Origin of the sequence: Aliiruegeria sabulilitoris (assembly GCF_001558155.1) — a bacterium.
Classification (GTDB): Bacteria; Pseudomonadota; Alphaproteobacteria; order Rhodobacterales; family Rhodobacteraceae; genus Tropicimonas; species Tropicimonas sabulilitoris.
The window spans coordinates 22141-37470 of the sequence record NZ_LOAS01000030.1; the positions used below are offsets into that span (position 1 = coordinate 22141).

13 protein-coding genes are annotated in these 15330 nt (G+C 61.6%); 12 read left to right on the forward strand and 1 reads right to left on the reverse strand.

Going from position 1 to position 15330, the window contains the following annotated elements; translation table 11 throughout:
• Nucleotides 1-7: 7 nt before the first annotated feature.
• Nucleotides 8-1438 carry a tetratricopeptide repeat protein gene (locus AX756_RS20845; RefSeq protein WP_068316602.1) on the reverse strand — a complete coding sequence of 477 codons (1431 nt, stop codon included), beginning with the start codon at nucleotides 1436-1438 and terminating at the stop codon, nucleotides 8-10.
• Nucleotides 1439-1613: 175 nt separating this feature from the next.
• On the opposite strand from AX756_RS20845, the gene AX756_RS20850 reads away from it, so the two are divergent.
• The 12 genes from AX756_RS20850 to AX756_RS20905 all read left to right on the forward strand — a co-directional run bounded on the left by AX756_RS20850 (nucleotide 1614) and on the right by AX756_RS20905 (nucleotide 15237).
• Nucleotides 1614-1883, forward strand: coding sequence for a hypothetical protein (locus AX756_RS20850; protein WP_068316606.1), 270 nt, complete (start codon nucleotides 1614-1616; stop codon nucleotides 1881-1883).
• Nucleotides 1884-1885: 2 nt separating this feature from the next.
• A complete protein-coding gene (locus tag AX756_RS20855) occupies nucleotides 1886-3139 on the forward strand; it encodes a DUF3179 domain-containing (seleno)protein (RefSeq protein WP_068316610.1) in 1254 nt (417 codons plus the stop codon).
• The gene (locus AX756_RS20860) at nucleotides 3136-3954 is read left to right on the forward strand and encodes a formate/nitrite transporter family protein (protein ID WP_068316613.1); all 819 of its coding nucleotides are present in this window, start codon (nucleotides 3136-3138) and stop codon (nucleotides 3952-3954) included. The genes AX756_RS20855 and AX756_RS20860 overlap by 4 nt, the downstream gene beginning before the upstream one ends.
• A 112-nt stretch (nucleotides 3955-4066) precedes the next feature.
• Nucleotides 4067-4528: a hypothetical protein gene (locus tag AX756_RS20865; RefSeq protein ID WP_068316615.1), complete on the forward strand. Its 462-nt coding sequence runs from the start codon at nucleotides 4067-4069 to the stop codon at nucleotides 4526-4528.
• Between the two features lie 166 nt (nucleotides 4529-4694).
• A complete protein-coding gene (locus tag AX756_RS20870; protein ID WP_082739235.1) occupies nucleotides 4695-6419 on the forward strand; it encodes a sulfatase-like hydrolase/transferase in 1725 nt (574 codons plus the stop codon).
• Between the two features lie 69 nt (nucleotides 6420-6488).
• Nucleotides 6489-7586, forward strand: a complete 1098-nt coding sequence (locus AX756_RS20875; RefSeq protein ID WP_068316617.1) for an efflux RND transporter periplasmic adaptor subunit — start codon at nucleotides 6489-6491, stop codon at nucleotides 7584-7586.
• Nucleotides 7586-10702, forward strand: a complete 3117-nt coding sequence (locus AX756_RS20880) for an efflux RND transporter permease subunit (protein WP_068316624.1) — start codon at nucleotides 7586-7588, stop codon at nucleotides 10700-10702. The genes AX756_RS20875 and AX756_RS20880 overlap by 1 nt, the downstream gene beginning before the upstream one ends.
• Complete coding sequence (locus AX756_RS20885) at nucleotides 10699-11778, forward strand: putative outer membrane beta-barrel protein (protein WP_068316627.1); 1080 nt, start codon at nucleotides 10699-10701, stop codon at nucleotides 11776-11778. Before AX756_RS20880 ends, AX756_RS20885 begins: the two co-directional genes overlap by 4 nt.
• Before the next feature lie 68 nt (nucleotides 11779-11846).
• The gene (locus AX756_RS20890) at nucleotides 11847-12311 is read left to right on the forward strand and encodes a YybH family protein (RefSeq protein ID WP_170844667.1); all 465 of its coding nucleotides are present in this window, start codon (nucleotides 11847-11849) and stop codon (nucleotides 12309-12311) included.
• Between the two features lie 108 nt (nucleotides 12312-12419).
• On the forward strand, nucleotides 12420-12746 hold the full coding sequence (locus AX756_RS26145; RefSeq protein ID WP_170844666.1) for a DUF6515 family protein: 327 nt from the start codon (nucleotides 12420-12422) through the stop codon (nucleotides 12744-12746).
• A gap of 158 nt (nucleotides 12747-12904) precedes the next feature.
• On the forward strand, nucleotides 12905-13939 hold the full coding sequence (locus AX756_RS20900; RefSeq protein WP_170844665.1) for a BamA/TamA family outer membrane protein: 1035 nt from the start codon (nucleotides 12905-12907) through the stop codon (nucleotides 13937-13939).
• A 65-nt stretch (nucleotides 13940-14004) separates the two neighbouring features.
• The gene (locus AX756_RS20905) at nucleotides 14005-15237 is read left to right on the forward strand and encodes an MFS transporter (RefSeq protein ID WP_231701129.1); all 1233 of its coding nucleotides are present in this window, start codon (nucleotides 14005-14007) and stop codon (nucleotides 15235-15237) included.
• Nucleotides 15238-15330: the final 93 nt, after the last annotated feature.

Genomic DNA, 15330 nt, shown 5'->3' on the forward strand with positions numbered 1-15330 from the left:
AGCCGGACTATTCGCTTGTTCGTCGGCCTTCCCCGGACCAGCCAGAATCTAACAATGCCGTGATGACTTCGTCGGCATGTGCGGGGTCTCGATACAGGGACCGAAACAGTGCGTTGATAGGGAAGCCGGGCCATGCGGATTCAAGGAGGTTCAGCATTTCCTCGGCGCTGTTGGCGTCACCCATCTTCGTATGGATCGCGATCAAGTAGCCAAGGGAAATCGGGCTGATGGGATCGCCCTCGAGTACGGACTCGGTGATCAGGCCGAGCGCCTCGGAGTAGTTCCCGAGGTGAAACTCGGCCGAGGCCCGTATGCTCTTGTTGGGAAAGTAGTCTCTGGGCTCCATGATCTCGGCTGCGCGTCGTGCCATATCCGCCGCTCTTTCGAAATCCCCCCCGAACAGGGAAATCAGCGCATCCATGTTCAGGGCATGCAGATCGGACGGATCAAGAGACGTCGCCCGGTCGGATTGCTGGCGCGCGCTTTTGAAATCCCGCTTCACATGGGCGACAAGGGCCGCCGCGGAGTGGCTCCAGCTCTGATCGATCCCGAGTTCAAGAGCGCGCAATGCCAGGTCATCGGCCTCCTGCAACAGCCCGTCACGATCCTTGCCCGGTGGGCGGGTCACCGCGATAAGTGCCTTGCTCTCGGCGGCCCCCGCATAGCCCGCGAAATAGTTTCCGTCCATCTCGATGACTAGTTCGAACATCAGCAATACGGCGTCCTGCCATTTGGGCTCGAGCGCCGGGAACTGAAGGCTGCGCGCCTTCATGGCCAGGTTCGATGCCTGAAGCCGCGCGGGGGAGTTGGAGAACAACGCATTGCGCACCGCTCGGGCAGTGGCATCGCCCGGGCCTGGGGGCGGTGCCTCGGTGCCGGCATCGACGCTATCGATTGGGCTGTCTGCCTGGAAACCGGTTTGCCACCAGAAGAGGGCTGCCGCGATCACGGTCACGGCCAGGGATGCCAACAGTCCGGCCGAGACCCGTCGGCTGGGCGGAGGTGAGGGTGGGGGCGCAGCAACCTCCGGTTGCGGCTCCCTTGGCAGGGCCTTCTCCTGACGCAGGGTGAAACGCGGCTCGTAGCTTCCGGGCTGGAAATTGATCTGCAGCTCGGCCTTCGCCCCTGACCCATCGTAATACTTCTCCAGCCGTCGGCGCAGGCGGCCGGCATCGACGCGGACCACGGCGACCGGGTCCCGTCCTTCGAGCGGAGACCGGCGGTACACATCTTCGACAATCGTCTTGCCGCGAATGCGGTCTCCGCGTCCTTCCAGAGACTCCTTGACGACATATTCGAGGAAGGCCTGAACGCGGACGGCGCCGGCGAATTCCGGACTGTCGAGAATCTCCGCCAGAGAGGCCATCGCCACCGACGATTCCGGGGTAACATATCGGCTCTCAAGCGGTGTTACGTCCTGCTCATCCGGATTGGTCATGTTCGCTCTCCAAGTCGATTTCTACCGATAAATCTCTGAAAATAATAATACGTTACGTAACTAACTACCCTAAGAAACCTATAATTCAAGGACTGGTCGGTCGATATCTGTGGAGAGCGCCAAGCATGCCTGCCGCATGACGCTGGCCATTCCACAACGAGATCGAGGTGCCCAGATGAACAGTTTCAAGCATAGTTTCGGCGACCACCTGGAACAGATCTGCCGGCTGCGCTCGAAGGATGCCGTCTTCGCAGAGATTTGCCGGGACTACGAGACATTGATGGAATTGATGCCGCTCGATGCAAATGATCCCACGATCGCGGACGTCAACGAGAGCCTGGCAGGTCTCGAACAGGAAATCTGGTCCTATCTCGGGCCACCGGGGGACCGGACATCCGAAGCTCCCTCCACCCTACACCACGCCAATCACAGACAAGGTCACTGACAATGCTCGCAAATATCCTCTTCTACGCCGGCTTCGCGGTTTCTCTGGGCATAGCCCTGCTCTACTTCCGCGATCTGGGCGACATCCCCCAGATGATCATGAAGACCAAGCGCGCCAATATCGATCGCTTCATCCGCAACGAATACACTTTCCTGAGCGTGGGCTTCGGCGGCTGGCTGGTCATGGCCGTCACGCATTTCGGATTCGGCGCGGGTCCGGGTTGGCTGTTCTGGATCTCCACCGTTCTGACGGCGCTTCTCGTCGCGTTCACCTGGATCTACGTCCATATCGGCCTGCGCAACCAGAAAGAGAGCGCGCGTTTCTACAGCATCGAGGAGGCGAAGGAATTCGTCAGCCCGACGACGCAGGTCATCGTGCTTGAAAAGAACGGCGTCGCACGGGCGCATCCGCAATCGCAGATCATGCGGCCGCACCTGGCCGGCACCGAAGAAGGGCTTGAGGGCTCCAACGTGGTGATGACCTTCTGCGCTATCGCCAATCTCGGGCTCGGCATGACACCGGAGGTCGAAGGCGAGAAGATCGAGCTTGAGGTGCTCGCCCAGCACGGCAACAACCTCGTGCTGCGGGACAATGCGACCGGTGAGCCGATCCAGCAGATCTATGGCTTCCGCGCCAAGGATGCCGATACCACTGCGGACGGGCCGGCCTGCCCATTGCGCCAGAGCCTGGCGATGCAGCCCTGGCCCACATTCCGCATGACCTTCCGCGGCTTCCAGAAGGCCTATCCCGAGGGCACGGTCTTCCTGAACAAGCCGCCGAAAAACCCGCTGCTGTGGCTGCTCGACTTCGCCATGGAAATGGCCTTCGTCGGATCAATCCAGAAGCACCACACCGAGGCGAAACCGATCATGCAGAACCTCGAGAACCCGATCGACCCACGTCTGCCGACCAAGAGCTATGTCTGGGGCGTGAATATCGGCTCCGACGCGACCTGCTGGACCGACGATTTCGTCGTCTCGCAAGGCAATACCGTGAATGCGGTCGTTGGAGGCCAGCCGCTGGTCGTCTCCTGGAGCCCGCTCTTCGAGAGCATGAATGTCTGGGTCAACGACACCGGTGCGGATGTCGCGGAGGTCGATATCTACGGCAAGACGCCCGACGGCCATCAGCTTGCCCGCTCGGCGGACGTGAAAGCCGGCCTCTTCTGGCATGTCTGGGCAGAGTTCTTCCCGCATACCGACATCAACCGGGTTGGTGACGTCGCAGCCGTTTCGACCGAGGAGGCCGCGGCGTGAGCGCACCTGCCACACCCACCCGGCAGCACCTTGCAGCTTACGAGGTGCTGCCGGCGATGAAGCGCGAGGCCGAATTCTACCTCGACCTCGGCCCGCTTCAGATCCTGATCCTCGCGATGATGGGGGGGGCGTTCGTCACCTTCGGGGCGCTCTTCTCGCTATTGCTGAGCACCGGTGTGACGGCTTCCGGGCCACAACTCCTGCTACAGGGTTTGGGCTTCTCTACTGGCTTCTTCATGATCATCCTCAGTCGCGCCGCGCTGTTCACCGAGGCCAACGTCATCCTGCCGGCGAGCTTCCTGCAGATGTCCTGGGGAGAAATCTCCTCCAAGGCATTCCAGTTCTGGGGGATCGCCTGGATCGGCAACATGCTGGGAGCGCTGATCGTCGGACAGGTGATCGCTTTCGCCCAAGTCTATCCGGACTACGTGCATGAGGCGCTGGCCTCCGTGGTATCCAAAAAAATGGCCTACATGGAAGACGGCTCGGCGACGGCATGGACCCGGATCGTTGCCTCCGGAATGCTCGGAAATGCGCTGATCGGGATGGCCGCCTTCTTCGCGGCGATGGGCAACACGCTGTTCGGCAAGTTCGTTCCGATCTTCCTTGTAGTTTCGCTCTTCGTCGCCGGTAACCTCCAGCACAGCCCCGCAAACATGGGCTACTTCTCCTTGTCGATGGCAACAGGCGGGGGCCCAGGCTGGTCGGATGCTTTCCTGTGGAACGTGATCCCCGCAGGTATCGGCAACATCCTCGGTGGTTCGCTTCTCGTTGCGCTGCCGTTCTGGTTCGCGTTCCGGCATCGACTGAAATGACCAAGGCGCCGGGTGACCGGACCCCCCCGGACCCGGCAACCGGCGGAACAATACTCACCGGGAACTCGGGAACCTCCAATCCGACTCCAATGCAACAATGACTGGAAAGAATATGAACAACGCCGCTTCAAGGACCGCCCTCGCAACCGCGTTCCTCCTTGCCCTCTCTGGATTTGCCTCCGCCTGTACCGGCGTCGAGGACAACGCCCCCGAGATCTCGGAAACCTATGTCGACGAGACCGGCCAGTTCCACGCCGTGGGGGCTGACGGATGGCTCACCTTCGGGTTGGGCGACCAGCTCGTCTATTTCGTTTGTCTTGTGGACAACGAGAACGACTACCTGATTGCGCAAAACGGGTCCGCCAATGACGCCGACTACGAGCTCTACAGCCGGTTCGAGTGGTTCGTGGAGGGAGACCAGCTCTATTTCTGCAACCAGGTGAGCGAGGCCGGAAGCCAGGCCGATGCGTTGGATTTCGTCGCACTTCCCGCAGCTGATCCGGCGAACCCGACCAAGAGTGGATGTGGAGTCGGCAACCAGGCGTGGAGCGCGCTGCGCGTGGTAGAACCGTAGGAAACGGTCAAAGGTCTCGAAGATGCTCCTGGCAGCGCCTACCCCACCGCGCGGCAGGAGCATCCCTCCGAGGCAGCGCGACCTAAGCCACCAAGCGACTTCAATGGGGCGCCGATATTAGATACCTCGACCCAGAACGAACAAAAGACAGGGAAATGGGCAACACATGCAGCGATCACTCACAGCAGTTCTATTTGCGCTGGCCACCACGGCGCAGGCGCAGGATGCGCCGATCATCCATGATGCCGAGTTCTACATCCTCGAGGCTCAGCACGCCGCGCAATGGGCCGAGGACAACGCGGCGGTGGATGCCAAGCTTTCCGATTTCCGAGACACCAATGGCGGCAAGCCGCCCAACATCATCAATATCCTGATCGATGACATGGGATATGGCGACATGGGCATTCCCGAGCTGAACGCCGTTCGCGGCTATTCCACGCCCAATATCAACGACTTCTCCGACGAAGCGATGCGGATGGCGCGGATGTATACCGAGCCGTCCTGTACGCCGACCCGCGTGGCCATGATGACCGGGCGCCTGCCTGTGCGCATGGGGATGGGGGACACCGCGGTCGATATCGCCGGGTTCGGGCTCCCCGCCGGGGAGGTGACGCTTCCGGAGGTTCTGTCGGAAGCCGGTTATGCCACGATCCACGTGGGCAAATGGCACATGGGCGATATCGCCGAAGCCATGCCCCAGAACCAGGGCTTCGACTGGGCAGCCTTTCCGGTACACCAGCAGGGCCAGTTGACGATCTTCAACGACGACGCGATCAAGGAACAGGTTGCCGTCGGCATGGACGATTTCGACCCGCGTTTCACCCTGGACATGTTCTTCCGTCCCGACGCCTCGGCCATGGTGACCGGGCTTGAGGCCAGCAAAGACGAACTGGCTCGCGAGGTTCACATGGAACCGGGCGAACGCTGGAACGCCGCCAAATACGACGACATGAACCAGCGCTACCAGGACCAGGCGATGGAGAAACTGGGCGAGTTGGCCGCCGGCGATCAGCCGTTTTTCCTGCAGTACTGGCCGCTCCTGCCCCTGCATAATACGCGCACGGGCCGCGATGGGTTCCAGTCTCCCAATGGCGGGCTCTATGTCGACAAGATGCAGCAGCTCGATGCCTGGCTCGGCGAGATGTTCGCCGAGATGGAGGCACTTGGCGTCAGGGACAACACGATCGTCGTGCTGATGGGCGACAACGGGCATTTCACCAAATACTCGCCGCAATCGGGTTTCACGCCGATGGTTTTCCGAGGCGGAAAAGGTGACACCACGGAGGGCGGCATCCGGGTCGATGCCTTTGTGCGCTGGCCGAACATGATCGAGGCCGACGGGATCGTGAACGATATCATCCACGTGTCGGACATTTTCACGACGCTGGCGCGGTTTGCCGGTGCCGACGACTACATCCCCCGCGACCGGCTCGTTGATGGTGTCGACCAGTCGGCGCTGCTGCTGGAGGGCGAAACGAAGGGGCGGCGCGACAGCCTCATCGTCTACTCGATCAACAGCCCCCAGGCCGTCATCAAGGAGCACTTGAAGCTGGAAGTGCCAAAGCCGGGCGAAAACCCGATCGGGGCGAATTTCTACGACATCTTCCGCGACACGCACGAGCTGTACCCGGTCTCGACCGAAATCGGCGCCTGGGGCGGGCAGGAATTCGTCCGCATCCTCGGCCGCCACATGATGCGCAAGAAGGTCTTCCCGGATACCGAACCGGCCCGCGGCGTGCCCTATGACGGCATCGAGAACCTGCGCCCCGAAAGCCAGGCCGCCGTCGACGCCTTCCTGCTCAAGCAACAGGCGGTGGTGGCTCCGTATCCGGACGGGTTGAGCCCGATCGGCAAGCTCAAGCTGAAAAAGACGATGGAAGCGGACAAGTAAGCGTCCCGCGGATCGGTGCGGCCCGCCAATGGGCCGCGCCTTTACCCAACAAAAAACGGATCGGACAGAATGAAACGCCTTGCCCTCATTGCCCTCGCCACGCTCGCGCTCGCCGGTTGCCGAGAAGAGGAAACAACAGAGTCTGGGAAGGCCGTCCGGCCGGTCCGAACGATGGAGGTCACCGAGACCAGCGCGCTGCACGAGCGATTTTTCGTCGGCGTCGCACGGGCTTCGCGGGGGGCGACGATGTCCTTCGGAGTTCCGGGCACCGTCCGGACCTTCGACATACGGCTTGGCGAGACGGTCGAAGAGGGCGGCCTTGTGGCTGCACTCGACCCGGCTCCGTTCGAAGCCGAGGTGGCACGCTTTGAAGCCGAGTTGGAAAGCGCCGAGGCAACGCTCGCCAATGCGAAGGCGCAGACAGACCGGCAGCGGGTTCTCGTCGAGAGAGAGGTGGCCGCAGAGGCCAAGCTCGACAGTTTCCTCGGCCAGGAAGGATCGGCCGTTGCCGCGGTCAAGGCGGTTCAGGCCGCGCTGGACAAGGCGCAGCTGGACCTCTCCTACGCCAGATTGACGGCGCCCTATGACGGGATCGTCGTGGCAACCTATGTCGAGAACTTCGAGGAAGTGGCCGGGCAAACACCGATCATCCGGATCGTCGATGCCGACCGGATCGAGATGGTGATCGACGTGCCCGAGCGGTTCATCTCCATCCTGCCGCAGATCGAGGACATTTCGGTCAGTTTCCCCGCTCTCGGAGACGTCGCGCTCGCGGCCGAGATCACCGAGGTCGGCACGGAGGCATCGATCACCACGGGCACCTTCCCTGTGACCGTGCAGATGGATCAGCCGGACGGCGTGCCCGTGCTGCCCGGCATGACGGGACGAGCGCGCGGCATACCAAGGCCCGGTGCGATCCCCGATATCGGGCTTTATGTTCCGGCGCAGGCTGTCTTCACGCCCGAAGGCAGCGATGCGCCCCATGTCTGGGTCGTCGATCAGGCCAGCATGACCGTGACGGAACGGCCCGTAACGCTCGGCGGGGCAGGTTCCCTTGGGGTCGCTGTCCAGGACGGGCTGAACGAAGGCGAGATTGTCGTCACCGCCGGCGCCAGTTCCCTGCGCAGCGGGCAGGACGTGATCTTCCTCGACGGCGGAGAGAACTGATGGATCTCGCCAGCTTTGCCATCCGGAATGCCAAGTTCACCTGGTTCGCTATTGTGCTTCTGACGCTTGGCGGGATCGCGTCCTTCTTCTCGCTGGGCCAGCTCGAGGACCCGGAATTCACCATCAAGACAGCCGTTGTCGCCACGCCCTATCCCGGCGCCAGCGCCAAGGAAGTCGAACAGGAGGTGACCGAGAAGATCGAGCGCAAGCTGCAGGAGATCAAGGAGATCGACAACATCACCAGCGAAAGCCGCGCCGGCATGTCGACGGTGAAGATCGAGATCAAGGCGAAATACTGGTCCGATGCGCTGCCGCAAATTTGGGATACGCTGCGCCGCAAGATCCGCGATATCGAAACCCAGCTGCCGCCGGGCGCGGGCCGGCCGATCATCAATGACGATTTCGGCGATGTTTCAGGCTTGTTGCTGGCCGTCACATCGGACGGGTTCTCCGACAAGGAACTGAGGGATTACGCGGAAGATCTGGAACGTCACCTGTCGCTGGTCGAGGGCGTCGGCCGGGTGGACCTGTGGGGCGAGCAAGAGCGCGCGATCTATATCGATGTGCGGGAAGAAAAGCTCGCGGCCATCGGGATTTCGCCGCAGACCATCATCAACACGCTTCGGACACAGAACGAGGTGGTGGATGCCGGTCGCGTGGACATTGGCGACTACCGGATGCGGATTGCCCCATCGGGGACGTTCACGTCGCCAAGCGATATCGACGAACTGGCCGTGCGGCCCACGGTTTTCGACGCGGTGCGCCTCGGGGAAAACCCGGAGGATGCGCTGCTCCGCATCGGTGACATTGGCGAAGTGCGCGAGGGCTATGCGGAACCTGCCACAACGCTGATGCGCTACAACGGCCTTACGACCATCGGGATCGCTCTTTCTTTCCAGCCGGGCGTCAACGTGGTCGAGGTCGGCAAGCTCGTCGACGCGCGGGTCAATGAACTGGCGGCAACCCTGCCCATCGGCATCGAGATCGACCGCGTGCATTGGCAGTCTGACGATGTGGACCTTGCCGTCTCCTCCTTCCTGATCTCGCTTGCCCAGGCAATCGCCATCGTGCTTGTCGTCCTGACATTGGTGATGGGGCTCAGGATGGGGATCATCATCGGCAGCGGGCTGTTGCTGACAATCCTTGCCACCTTCATCCCGCTGGCCATGTTCGGCATCGACCTTCAGCGCATGTCGCTCGGGGCGCTGATCATCGCGCTCGGCATGATGGTGGACAACTCCATTGTCGTGGCCGATGGCGCGGCGGTTCGGATGGCCGCTGGCAAGAGCCGGATCGACGCGGCCATCGAGGCCGCCCGGCGGCCGGCCATATCGCTGCTTGGCGCAACCTTCGTTGCCGTCATGGCCTTCTATCCGATCTTCGCCTCGGTCGAGAGCGCCGGCGAATACTGCCGCACGCTGTTCTCGGTCGTGGGCATCTCGCTGCTGGTCAGCTGGTTCCTGTCGATGACGGTCACGCCGCTTCAATGTGTTGCCTTGCTGAAGGCCCCGAAAGCCGACACGGAGCCGAAAGAGGGAGCGCTGCTCAAAGGGTATCGCACAGTCCTCGAAACCGCGGTGCGGTTCCGCTACGTGACGATCGGCGGCGCGGTTGTGGCACTGGCCGCCTCCTTTGTCGCCTTCGGATCGGTCACGCAGCTCTTCTTCCCGACCTCCGCGATGGACAAGTTCATGATCGATTTCCACGCGCCAGAAGGCACGCGGATCGAGGCCGTGGCAGAGGCCGTGGAGGGCATCGAAGCGGTCGTCGAACCCATGGACGGCGTCACGGACGTTGCGAGCTTCATCGGTGCCGGCCCGCCGCGCTTCTACCTGCCGGTGGACCCGGAGCCGATAAACCCGGCCTATGCGCAGGTCATCGCCAATGTCGAAGACTACCGGATGATCCCCGAGATCGCCGCGGAAGTCTCCGACTGGCTCACCGCGAACCATCCCGAGGCCATCGCCTTCACCCGTCGTTTCGGTGTCGGGCCGGCCAATACATGGACCTTCGAGGGCCGGATCGTCGGGCCGGCGGATGCCGATCCCAAGGTGCTGCGCAGCTATGGCGACCGGGCGCTGCAGATCCTGGAGGACCATCCCTGGACTAAGGTTGCCCGGCATGACTGGCGCAACCGGGTGCTGGTGCAGGTGCCTGCCTTCGACCAGAACATCGCCCGCTGGACCGGGATCACCTATGAGGATCTCGGCAATGCCACGCGGCGCGCCTATGACGGCCTGACCGTCGGTCTCTATCGTGAGGGCGACGAGATGATCCCGATCATCGCGCGCCAGCATCCCGATGACCGCGCCTCGGTCGACAACTTCGAGCTGGTGCAGGTCCAGGGGCCGACATCGGTCGAATCCTTGCCCATCGGCCAGGTCGTCACGGGGATCGGCACCGAGACCGAGGACCCGGTCATCCTGCGCCGCGATCGGGCACCCACGCTGACCGTTCAGGCCAACCCGATCGACGGCGTGACCCTGCCCACCTATCGCGCCGATGTGCTGGAGGAGTTCGAGGCGCTGATGGAGGAGCTGCCGCCGGGCTACCGTTTCGAATGGGGCGGCGAATACGAGGACACGGTCAAGGCGCAGGCGGGTCTCGTGCCCGGCCTTGTCCCGGCAATGGCGGTTATCACCCTGATTGTGGTGGCGCTCTTCAACGCCTATCGACCGCCGCTGGTGATCTTTGCCACGATCCCCTTCGTCTTCATCGGCATCGTCCCGAGCCTGCTGTTGACCAACACGCCTTTTGGTTTCGTGGCCCTACTGGGGGCGATGAGCCTGTCGGGGATGATGATCAAGAACGCCATCGTGCTGATCGACCAGATCAACGACAACCTTGCCGCGGGCCAACCCGCCTATGACGCGCTCATCAATGCCGGCGCCTCACGGCTGCGCCCGGTGGCGCTGGCTGCGGCAACGACCGTGCTGGGCGTCGTCCCGCTCCTGCCTGATGTGTTCTGGATCGGGCTTGCCGTGACGATCATGGGCGGCCTTACAGTCGGCACGATCCTGACCATGATCCTCGTGCCCGTGTTCTACGCTACTTTCCACGGCATCCGGAAAGAAAAACCGCGCCAGGGACATCTCGCAGAACCGGAGGCCGTATGAGAGAGATGACCGAACCGTCACTGCACTCTGGTGCCGCCGTCGTGGCTCTTGCGCTGGTCACGGGCTTCCCGTCTCTGGCGCAGGAAACACAGTCGGCGGCGGAGGTGGAGGACCTCACCTTCGCGCCGCGTTTCACAGAGGCCGAGGGCACGCCGTCGGGTATTCTTCCCCAACTGGGTGTGTTGCTGCGCCTGCCGGAGGGGCTGCAACTGCGCAACCCGTCCTCGCCGTCGCCGCCCGAGGAACCCATACCCTATGACCGCGTATTCCCCTTGCTCGGCGAGAAGACGATCAACCGCGGCTATGCCCTGCCGCTGCCGGTTGGCGTGACGCTGCTGGGTGTGAACAACATCCAGGAACAACACCTGTCCAACCTCGCTGTCACGCTTGCCAAGGGGAGCGATCCATCGAAGGACGACCTCAAGGAGACGCCGTTTGTTTCCTTCGATAACGTGCGCAGCTACACAAGGTCAAAGCAGCTCAAGGCCGATCTCTGGGTGCTGCCGTTTCTCAACCTGTTCGCCGCGGTCGGCAAGCTTGATGGAGAGGTCGATCTCGACGTGATGCTCGATCTTGCCGATATCGGCCCGCTGCCGCCCGGCGCCGGGTTGCCCGATGATATCACGCTCGACTTCACGGCCAGTATCGATGCGGTCACCACGACTGTCGGTGCGATCGCAGTCTATGGCATTGGCGCGTGGTGGGGTTCGTTGAACGCCTCGCACACGATCACGGTGTCATCGAACTCCGAGACGGATATCAAATCGACCACGGCGGGGCTGCGACTTGGACGGCGGTTCGAATTCGGCAACGGCCACATGGTCTCCCCCTATGCCGGGGCCTCCTATCTCGATGTGGATACGGTGATTGAAGGTGTCTACAGCCTCGAGGATGCCTTTGACGACGGGGACGCCCTGAATATCCGCTACAGGGTCCGGCAGGAGAACGTGCACAAGTATTCCGCGATATTTGGTCTGAACATGGGCTTCCGGAACGGCACCGCTGTGCAGGCCGAGTACAACCGAAATGGCGGCGGGGACGAGCGGGTTGTGCTGTCGGCAACATATCGGTTCTGAGCCGGACCGACGACATCGCTCGAAACGGATATCCGAAGATCGACTGTCATGACCGAAAGGGTATGGACATGAAAACGGGAATACTCGCGTGTTCCGCTATGGTTCTAAGCATGGTGCTCTCGTCGCCTGCCTTCGCCGATGAAGCGTCGGACCGGGCCGAGATACTGGAAATCTGGGACAGGTACGAAGACACCCGCATGGCCGGCGACGCCGAAGGCTGGCTTGCGCTCTGGGACGAGGACGGCATCCAGGTGCCGTTGGAACGGCCGCCACGCGACAAGGACCGGTTGGCGGAAATCGCCCGCAAGGCGTTCGTGGCAATCGACGCATCCGATTTCGAGATCCGTTCCGACGAGGAGATCATTATGGGGGATTGGGCCTGGTCGCGGGGCAGCTACTCTATGGTCTTGAACCTTCAAGGAACAGACCTCGCCCGCGAGGGAAACTTCCTGACGATCTTCCGGCGCCAGCCAGACGGGTCCTGGCGGATCTTCCGCGAGACAATCAACCCGTTTGATGACGTGAAACCATGATGACACCGGCCTTGCCGCGGGGAAGGGGTCCCTTCCAGCTGCATCGTCGCCCCGTCCTCCCGAGGCCTGAAGTCATTGTTCCGCGCCCAATCGAAGGATCGTTTCGCCATGCTGATGTCTCCGCCGACCCGCCTGATTGTTGTCGCATCCACCTTTGCCCTGGGGGTCGCCCTTGATCCGCTGCCGTCGCAATGGTCCGGAAACCGTGCGATTTCGACCGCGGAAGCCGAAATCGGGCGTCCACTCACACCGGGAAGCGTTGCCGGGGTCAAGCGTCGGACAGAATTTCGCAAGATCCGTCGGACAGGCAATTCCGTCGCGACCCTGTCGAGCGAGTGTTCGACCGTCATTGTCGAAGGCGTGCAGCTGCACAAATGCGGGGGGACCTACTATCAGGAGGTCGACGGCCAGTACTTCGTTGTCGTGATCGAATGAGTGACCTTCATCGCTCGAGTTGCGCATCGGGGCGCGCGTCCCGAATCCGACCTTGCCAGGCCGGTTCTCGGCAACCGTTCCTTTCCGGGAAGCTGTGGAGCCAGGTGGCGGCGGCGATTGCTGCAGTCTGGCAACCGCATGTGTCACTGGCACAGTCAATGCAAGGAGAAAGGCAAGCCTACGAAGTGCCGCTCACGGACGAGAGCGCGGAGCGCCTGGGATTCCGGAACGGTTCCTTCCTTGCGCTTCCGATCCCGTCCAACGACCCCAATTTCGGCACCGGGTTGCTCCTTGCGCTTGGCTATCTGTTCAAGGCCGACGAGGAGTCGAAATCGTCGTTCATCGCCGGTGGAGCCTTCAAGACGTCGAATGGAAGCCTCGGTGGCGGCGTGGCCGCAGACCTTGCCTTTGCGTCCAACCGGTGGAAGGCGACGGTCTTTCTCGGAAAGGTTGAGGCCTACTATGACCTCGATGCTTTCAGAAATCCCGTCCCACTGCGTCAGGACGGGACGCTTGGTCTCCTGAAGCTGGGATATGGGATCACCCCCAACTTCTCCATTGGGCTGGGATTTCGATACCTGGATACCACGGTTAGGCCCGACGGTGAGCGAGTTCTGCCTGGCAAGATTGCCGAAGATGCCAATATGGAAATTGCGAGCGTTGGTGTGCTGGTCGATTACGATACACGCGACGACAACTTCTATCCGACGGTGGGCCGGAACCTGTCCTTCGAGATCTATCACCACGACGTTCTCTCGACCTCGCGCGATTATCTCAGGGCAATCCTGAAGTTGGACGCCTTTGCGCCCGTTCGCGCAAATTCTGTTCTGGCAGGCCGCTTCACAGCCTGCTCTGCCTCCGACAAATCACCCTATTTCGAGTCATGCTCGCTCGGGGGAACCGACGGTTTCCGCGGGTTTTCCATCACCGAAAATATCGGTGACCAGTTGGTTTCCGTGCAGGGATCGTGGCGCGGGCGAATGGGCGAACGGTTCGGCTACGAGGTCTTCGGAGGCGCTGGTCGAATATGGAACGAGCGGTTTCAGGAGGAAGAGAGATCGGTTCGCTTCGCTGGTGGGGTGGGGCTGAGATATCGGCTGACCCGGAAATTCCCGATCGACCTTGGCATCGACGGAACCCTGAACGACGCCGGTGAAGCCACGGCCTACCTCCGGGTGGGGCAGGCTTTCTGATGCAAGACGGAAGGAACAGCGTTTTGGAAAGCAAATCCTATTCGTTGCAGGCATTGCTCCTGTCCATGGGGTCGATCCACCTCGCGACAGCGGCGCTTGGAACCCTGGTGGCACTCCGGATTGCCGCAGTGGGCGGATCGGCGGAACTGGCTTCGCTGGTAGCTGCCAGCTACTCGCTCGGTTTCCTGTTGGGATGTTTCTACACCTACAAGCCGTTGGCAAATGTCGGCTATGTCCGCGCATTTGCCGCCGCTGCGGCGCTCTGCGCGATGTTCGCCCTGTTGATGTCCCGCACCGATAGCGCGGCCAGCTGGGTGGTCGCCCGTTTTGTGATCGGGATGGCGACCGCAGGACTCTACTCGGTTGGAGAAGCTTGGATCAACGACTCCGCACCGGCCGAATCCCGGGGGCGAATCCTTGCTGTCTATTCGACTGTACTGGGGGGCGCGTCTGTCGCCTCGCAAGCCCTTGTTGCCTTTGTCGCTGAGGATCTCGCCGCCGGTTTCGTGCTGATGTCTGCAACATTCTGCTTCGCCATTGTCGTGCTTGCGCTGACGAATGTGAAACAGCCAGCGGTGAAAGGCCATGCCACCGTCCGCTTGCTGCCAGTGTTCCGCTATTCACCGACAGCCTTCGTTGGCACTCTGGTCACGGGTATCGTCGTAACCGTCTTCCTTTCGATACTGCCTTTCCAGGCCTCCACTGTCGGGATCAGTTCCACGACCATCACTGTCAGCATTGCCATGGCCTATGCGGGTCGGATTCTGTTCCAGTACCCGCTCGGGCTCATTTCTGATCACATGGATCGTCGGATCCTGATCGTTGCCATCTCGTTGGTAGCTTCGGCAGCCCTGCTGTTGATCGCACTTTTTGTTACCGGGGACGGGTCTGCCTTGCAGGGAGAGCCAGGGATAGGTGTGCGGCTTGCTGCGACCGGCATCTCGATTGTGCTGGGGGGGACGCTACTGCCGCTCTACGCGATCCTGATGGCCCATGCGATGGACCGGACAGATCCGGTATACGTGCCGTCTACGGCCATCACCCTGTTGTTTGTCTATACCTTTGGGGGAGTCATTGGGCCGGTCCTGGTGGCCGTGATTTCTGTCCTGTTCGGAGATGCGCTCATGGACTGGGCGATGTTCTCGCTTCTCTTCGGCTTCAGCATCTTTGCTGCATGGCGAATCCGCCAACGAGCGCCCGTCCCATCGGCCGAACAAGCTGTCATTGCGCCAGCGACCGCGACCAGTGTTGAAACCCTTGCAAGTGAAAAGCGCGTCCATTCAGTACAGAGTGGATAACAAGCAAGTGGACTGGCTAACCATCGATCTTTCGAGCACAAATCGGCCTTGAGTGACGATACGTTGAAATCTGGATGTCTGCATGCGTCTACA

Coding starts and splice junctions, on each gene's coding strand:
- AX756_RS20845 (WP_068316602.1), bottom strand. CDS start 1,438: ATGACCAATCCGGATGAGCAGGACGTAACACCGCTTGAGAGCCGATAT.
- AX756_RS20850 (WP_068316606.1), top strand. CDS start 1,614: ATGAACAGTTTCAAGCATAGTTTCGGCGACCACCTGGAACAGATCTGC.
- AX756_RS20855 (WP_068316610.1), top strand. CDS start 1,886: ATGCTCGCAAATATCCTCTTCTACGCCGGCTTCGCGGTTTCTCTGGGC.
- AX756_RS20865 (WP_068316615.1), top strand. CDS start 4,067: ATGAACAACGCCGCTTCAAGGACCGCCCTCGCAACCGCGTTCCTCCTT.
- AX756_RS20870 (WP_082739235.1), top strand. CDS start 4,695: ATGCAGCGATCACTCACAGCAGTTCTATTTGCGCTGGCCACCACGGCG.
- AX756_RS20875 (WP_068316617.1), top strand. CDS start 6,489: ATGAAACGCCTTGCCCTCATTGCCCTCGCCACGCTCGCGCTCGCCGGT.
- AX756_RS20880 (WP_068316624.1), top strand. CDS start 7,586: ATGGATCTCGCCAGCTTTGCCATCCGGAATGCCAAGTTCACCTGGTTC.
- AX756_RS20885 (WP_068316627.1), top strand. CDS start 10,699: ATGAGAGAGATGACCGAACCGTCACTGCACTCTGGTGCCGCCGTCGTG.
- AX756_RS20890 (WP_170844667.1), top strand. CDS start 11,847: ATGAAAACGGGAATACTCGCGTGTTCCGCTATGGTTCTAAGCATGGTG.
- AX756_RS26145 (WP_170844666.1), top strand. CDS start 12,420: ATGCTGATGTCTCCGCCGACCCGCCTGATTGTTGTCGCATCCACCTTT.
- AX756_RS20900 (WP_170844665.1), top strand. CDS start 12,905: ATGCAAGGAGAAAGGCAAGCCTACGAAGTGCCGCTCACGGACGAGAGC.
- AX756_RS20905 (WP_231701129.1), top strand. CDS start 14,005: ATGGGGTCGATCCACCTCGCGACAGCGGCGCTTGGAACCCTGGTGGCA.